The sequence below is a fragment of the Collimonas sp. genome, from assembly GCF_035566555.1.
GTDB lineage: Bacteria > Pseudomonadota > Gammaproteobacteria > Burkholderiales > Burkholderiaceae_D > Collimonas.
The window spans coordinates 36,923-43,040 of record NZ_DATMRB010000080.1; the positions used below are offsets into that span (position 1 = coordinate 36,923).

The 6,118-nt window shown below is 55.2% G+C and carries 3 protein-coding genes; all 3 read left to right on the forward strand.

What is annotated here, in order from left to right; all coding sequences use genetic code 11:
- Nucleotides 1-9: 9 nt before the first annotated feature.
- Nucleotides 10-546: a DUF2058 domain-containing protein gene (locus VNZ65_RS09975; RefSeq protein ID WP_325668500.1), complete on the forward strand. Its 537-nt coding sequence runs from the start codon at nucleotides 10-12 to the stop codon at nucleotides 544-546.
- Between the two features lie 480 nt (nucleotides 547-1,026).
- Nucleotides 1,027-3,426 carry an AAA family ATPase gene (locus VNZ65_RS09980; protein ID WP_325668502.1) on the forward strand — a complete coding sequence of 800 codons (2,400 nt, stop codon included), beginning with the start codon at nucleotides 1,027-1,029 and terminating at the stop codon, nucleotides 3,424-3,426.
- Between the two features lie 737 nt (nucleotides 3,427-4,163).
- Nucleotides 4,164-6,118, forward strand: a 1,955-nt coding sequence (locus VNZ65_RS09985) for an ESPR-type extended signal peptide-containing protein (RefSeq protein ID WP_325668504.1), incomplete at its 3' end; no start/stop codon positions are given.

A 6,118-nucleotide genomic window follows, 5' to 3' on the forward strand; every position in this document is an offset into this window, starting at 1 on the left:
GCAGCATGTATGGCCTCATTGCAAGAGCAGTTTTTGAAAGCTGGCCTGGTTGACAAGACGAAAGCCAAGCTGGTCAACCAGGACAAGAACAAGCAGAAGAAGGCCGAGCGCCGCAGCGGCACCGCCAGCGTCGATGAAACGCGCCTGGCGGCGCTCGAAACGCTGCGCAAGAATGCCGAGCGCGCGCGCGAACTCAATGCCCAGCGCGATGCGGCCGCTACCCAAAAGGCGATTGCGGCGCAAATTACCCAGATGGTGCAGCAGAATCGCCAAAGCCTGGGCAAAGGCGACATTGCCTATAATTTCACTCACGACAAGAAGATCGAACGGCTGTACGTCTCGGCTGCGGTCCAGGGGCACCTGATCGCCGGGCGCCTGGTGATCATCTGCCAGGGCGCGAGCAGAGACCTGGTGCCAAGAGTCATCGCCGACAAGATCGCCGAGCGCGATGCTTCGATCGTGGTGCGGGTCAACAAGGCCAGCACCGAAATCGATGCGGACGATCCGTATGCGGCCTTCCAGATTCCGGACGACCTGATGTGGTAGTCCGGCGGCAGCCCGGTTCAGGGCGGCACGCGCTTGTATAAAAAATGGCGCGCGCCCGCCGGCCGACCTTTCCGCTCTCCCAAACCAGATGCCAGCCCGCATGGATTCCCGATAATGCGGGACGGTATGTCAAGTCAGCGCACGTGAGCTGGTCAAATTTCCACACAAACGAACAGACTGACAACAAGTCCGGGTAATGGACAAAATTTGGTCGAACAGCAAAGAAACTGACAAAAACTGTTAGCGCTAACATCAATTCTCGAATGTTGCCTGCTGGCACAATATTTGCTGTTTTCTGACCATTTGAACGTTGCCAGATAAGCTTGTGGTCAAGTCGTCAAGTCGGCGCCTCGACGGGGCATAGTTCTCGCCTGTCATGGACCGGTTCAAGCTGGAGGTGATCTGCTGTCGTCAGCCACCTGGGCTTGAAAGCTAGCTGCTTTCCGCGGACATGACAACGTCTGTTTGGAAAATACACATATGTTCAGCGCGCGTTTGAATTTGTTAGGCAGGTTTGAGTTTTTCAATGCTGAAACCGGCCAAAAAATAAAACTCGCCTATACAAAGCTTGCCCTTCTGCTGGCATATCTCGCGCTGGAATCTCGAACTCATACGCGTGAATCACTTGCTGATTTGTTGTGGCCTGAATTGGATGAGAATGACGCCAAGGCCAACTTGCGTCGTGCGCTGTTCAATCTACAACAGGCGTTTGCGCAGGCTCAACTGGAAAAATCGCTGCTCTATGTGGATCGCAGCGTTATCCATCTTGCAAAAGAGCGATTTTCAGTCGACGCAGACGAATTCGAGAAATGGGAAAAAATCGACTGCATAAAATTAGTCGATCATCACCTGGGACTTTACCGAGGCCCGTTGTTAGATGGGATTTTTCCTGCCGGCGAGAGGCTGACCAATTGGCTGCAGCTTAGAAGAACACAATACGAACAAAAGAATATTTCGCTGCTTGAGCATGCCATCGTTTTGCACGCAAATTCAGGTGAATTTGACGCGATGGAACGGCGATGCAGACAACTCATTGCCGTAGATTTTCTAAATGAATTGGCGCACTCTCATCTGATACGCATGTACCTTGAGACGGGTAATGCGGTTGCAGCACGAAAAATATACAGTTCGTACTGCAATATGACCCAGCAACACCTTGGGACTTCGCCTCCCAAGCACCTTACCTCGTTGTTCGATAAATCCGTAGATCAAACGCCGGCAGCAAAGTCGCATCCTGCTTTAGAAAAACCTGAAAGCAAGCGAGAGTATCGGCTGGTCTCCACCCTCTATCTCCAACTATTTCCACTTGTTCAATGTGACCAGGAGACATGGCTGCGCATGAGCGGCGCGGTCATTGTGCGGCTGCGTGGATTGCTGTCGAAGTACTGCGCTACCTTTCGACAGCAATCGAGTTCTATCGTCATTGCCTATTTCGGCTTTCCGGTTGCAAACGAGTTTATAACGGAATGGTCCTTGGCCGCGGGGCTATCGATTCGTCAATTCATCGCGGGAGAGTTCCGTCATGTCGGTATCCGGAGTGCAATTCATGCCGACGTCATGATGACGGGGCCAGGCTATACCCTGCCGGACATACTTGGGGAGTGCACCACGATAGCGCGTAATCTGGCAGAGTCTGCCCCAATGGGTGCGCTTCTTGTGTCAGAAGAGACTCGGCATGGAATTGCCTCGCTGTTTGACATGAAGTCTGTCAATGACGCGCCAAATAAAGCATTCGAGGTCCATGCGCTACGAGAACCGCATAGCGAGTCGCTCGCTTCCACCCAGGCTAATCGTTCTGGTTTCGTGGGACGTGTGGATGAACTTCACATGCTAGGGTTGGCGTGGACAAAGGCCACGGATGACGGTGGGGCATTTGTACAGATAAGCGGAGAAGCGGGGGTTGGCAAATCCCGCTTGATACTGGAATTTCTTGATACAAAAAATGCGCTCTTCGACAATGCGTATTGCGTTCGTTTCCACATCGGGAATTTGCTATCGCCATTGCATCCTATCCTCGCACTGTTCCGCTCGCAGGGAGGGGGTTTGGAAGACTCTACATCCACGGAGAGTATCGACTCAGATAACAGCGGATTAGCCTTGTTAGCCAGTGTCCTGAAGCAGGACGAAGAAAATGTGCGCGGCTATTCAATCCTTGAACGCGACAAATTGTTTTCCATGATTGTCAGCAGTCTAAAAAAAAATCGCGAAGGATCTCTCACCATACTTGCGCTTGAGGATATCCAATGGGCAGATAAAATTTCGCTCGACTTTATCGCTTGGCTCAGAGAGAAAGGCAATTCACTAGGGCTATTTTTAATCATCACGCGCAGGAGGCATCCTAAAAGACCTGGCCCCTTTCTGAATCCTGGTGTCCTGATGGATTTAAAGCCGCTTGATATGGCTGAGGCAAGTAGTTTGGCAGCGCAGTTTCCTCAATTTGTTGATGCCTCTCCGGCATGGCAATCCCACCTGCTTAAAATGGCGGATGGCATTCCATTATTTCTTGAAAGCCTACTTCAAAATCCCAATCCTGAAGTCCACTTCACATGCCCAAAGCCATTGCGTAACCTCTTGATGGAGAAGATAGACATGCTTGGAGAGGTACGTCAGGTGCTGTGCCATGCTGCGTGTATAGGTTTCCAGTTCGGTTTACATGTTTTGGCTGAAATTGAATCGGTCAGTGTCCGCAAATGCCGGCAATTGATCAAGACACTGATCGCATCGGGCTTGATTGAGGAGAAGCCGGAAGCGGGCCATTTTCAATTTCGTTACAGACTGGTACGAGAGGTGGCATATAGCATGTTAACGTTTGAAGAACGGCAACAGATACTGGCAAAGATTGTTCCGCCAAATCCGGCCGCAAGCGCTCATCCGCAATAACGCTTCAATCCATCTTTCACTCCTCGTGAAAAATCGATAACAGCGGCAAGAAATAACAAGAAGCAACCGCGCTGCCACCGATGAAAACCAGAGCGGCCATCAAGCTCTTCCCGCATGGCTCTCATTTGCATTTTATTCCCGGCTCACCAACAAGCTTTGCTTCCACCAGACACGATCTGCGTGACGATATCAATTGTTAACTATTGTTAATAGTGCTAAACCACTATCTCAATTCACGTTTTTTTCACGATTTATGGACGCTGCATAGACGATGGGTGGAGACACTAAACCTGACAACCGAAAGCGCCAGAGGCTAAACCGCCGGCGGCGCAATACACCATCAGCGGTGAAATTCTTGTAGCCCAATTGACGTATCGAAATCGAGATAAGCGGGGAGAACGATCAATGTCTTTTTTTTATGGCAGCTTCAAAAGAACGCATTATTTTGCGTTGAATTACCGGTCTGGCGACAGGACTTTCCCTCCACCAAGCGATGGATGAATCAAGCTCGCATCGGTCGATGTTAGTTACCTCATCTACACAGCGATAGTTAGCCGACGCCTATTTTTCAGATACGGATTACCCGTTTTTCCAGAAGCCCCCGCTGGTTGCAGCAGGGGTGAACTGAAATTTTTGTAAAAAATACTCACTATTCCGGCTTCGCGCTCATGGCCCTTGCGCGCCTGCATGTCGAGCCTGTTGCCGTTTCCCCGTATTCCCTACGCAAAGGAGAAGTTATGAACAAGATTCACAGCAAGGTCTGGAGTCCCGCGCTGAACCAGTTCGTGGTCGCCTCAGAGATAGCCGCATGCCGCCGCAGTGGCAGGCCGGGACAAGACCGGCGCCGTTCATCGTCGCGCAGCCTGAACTCGGCGGTGTTCACCGTGCTGGTGGCGTCAAGCTGGATCGGATGGTCTTCACCGGTACAGGCACAGGCAGTGGATTGCACCGCGGCGCCTTACAACGTCTATAACGGTACGGCCTCGTGCATGGGCTCGGGGGCTACGGCCAGCGGGACCGGAGCCACTGCGCTCGGTTCGATCTCCAACGCTTCTGTATTGGGTGCGCTCGCGGTGGGTTACGCAGCCCAGAGTACAGGGCAGAACGGTGTAGCCGTCGGTTTTCAAGCCTTTGCCAACTCCATCAACGCCATTTATATCGGAGCGCGCACGGTGCCGAGTTCAGGGGCGACCGCTGGCAGTGCGATCGCCATCGGCACCGACGTAACGTCTTCCGCCGCAAATGCCATTGCGCTGGGTTCGACCTCCAAGGCGACAACCCAAAGTGCCGTAGCCATTGGCACCAATGCGAATGCTTCCGGCGGTACCGCCGGCCTGGCCATGGCTTTGGGCGCAGGTTCCAAGGCGCTGGCCTCGAATGGCGGCTCCCCGATTGCCATTGGCGGCAACGCTAATGCAAGTGGCAGCGCCGGCATCGTACTACCCAATGGCAACACGACCACGACTTTCGAGGCCGCTGCGCTCGGCAACCAGGCGACCGCTACCGGCATGCAAAGTGTGTCGATCGGCAACCTGACCAATGCCACGGGAACATGGAGTACAGCCGTCGGTTCCATCGCCAGCGCATCGGGTGAGGAATCCACCGCCATCGGCCAGATGGCGCAAGCCACGGGAGCCTATGCGACAGCATTGGGTGTGGGCGGCACCGCCGCGGCAACGGCGGTGAGGGCTTCGGGCGCCGGTGCGCTGGCGCTTGGCGGCAATGCCACCGCCGGCGCCGATGCGGTTGGCGCCAATTCCATCGCGCTAGGCGGGCAGTCGAGCGCCACGCAAGCCAACGCCGTGGCCATTGGTTTGCTATCGAACGCCGCTGCGGCAAATGCCTCGGCAATCGGTAACGCGTCGAAGGCACTGGCAGTGTCCACTGTCGCTTTTGGCGATAGCAACACCGTTGCTGCGGGAGCTGGTACCGGCTCCATCGCCGGCGGCCATAACTCGCAGGTAACCAGTGGCACCGGCGCGATAGCCTTGGGCGAAGGGCAGGTCGCCAACGGCAATGGGGCGGTGGCGATCGGTGATCCGAATGTGTCCTTTGGTACGGGCGCCGTCACGATGGGAGCGAATAACACCGCGGCTGGCAATGCGGCCGGGACTGCTGCAGCCAATGGCGCCGTTGCGATCGGCAACAGCAACAGCGCGATTGGACAAGGCTCTATCGCTTTGGGCAACGCATCGACTGCTACGGTTGCCGGCGGCATTGCGCTCGGAGATACAGCGAATGCGGTGTTGGGCAACGGCGTGGCGATCGGCGCCAATTCAAAAGCTAACAATGCCAATGATGTGGCGCTCGGTGCGGGCTCGGCTACTGCGGCGCCGCATACGGGTGTCACCGCCCAGTTTGGCGGTACGGCGGCAGGCATTGCCAATGCCGCTAGCGGCGTGGTGTCGGTCGGTGCAGCGGGCAGCGAGCGTCAAATCCAGAACGTCGCCGCCGGCGTGATTTCAGCGGCCAGCACCGATGCCATCAACGGCTCGCAGTTGAATACGGTCGTCACCGGCGTCAATAACCTGGGCACGACCACGGCGAGCACCCTGGGCGGCGGCGCTGCCTATGATCCGGCAAGCGGCAATGTCGCCGGCTTCAGCCAGCCGATCAATAGTGTTAGCGCTACCGGCGCAGTGATCGGGCCGACGGCGCAGACCACGGTCGCGGGGGCGCTGACGGCGCTGAA

What these genes read in the sequence shown, in the direction of transcription:
- VNZ65_RS09980 (WP_325668502.1), top strand. Translation starts at nt 1,027, where the DNA reads ATGTTCAGCGCGCGTTTGAATTTGTTAGGCAGGTTTGAGTTTTTCAAT.
- VNZ65_RS09975 (WP_325668500.1), top strand. Translation starts at nt 10, where the DNA reads ATGGCCTCATTGCAAGAGCAGTTTTTGAAAGCTGGCCTGGTTGACAAG.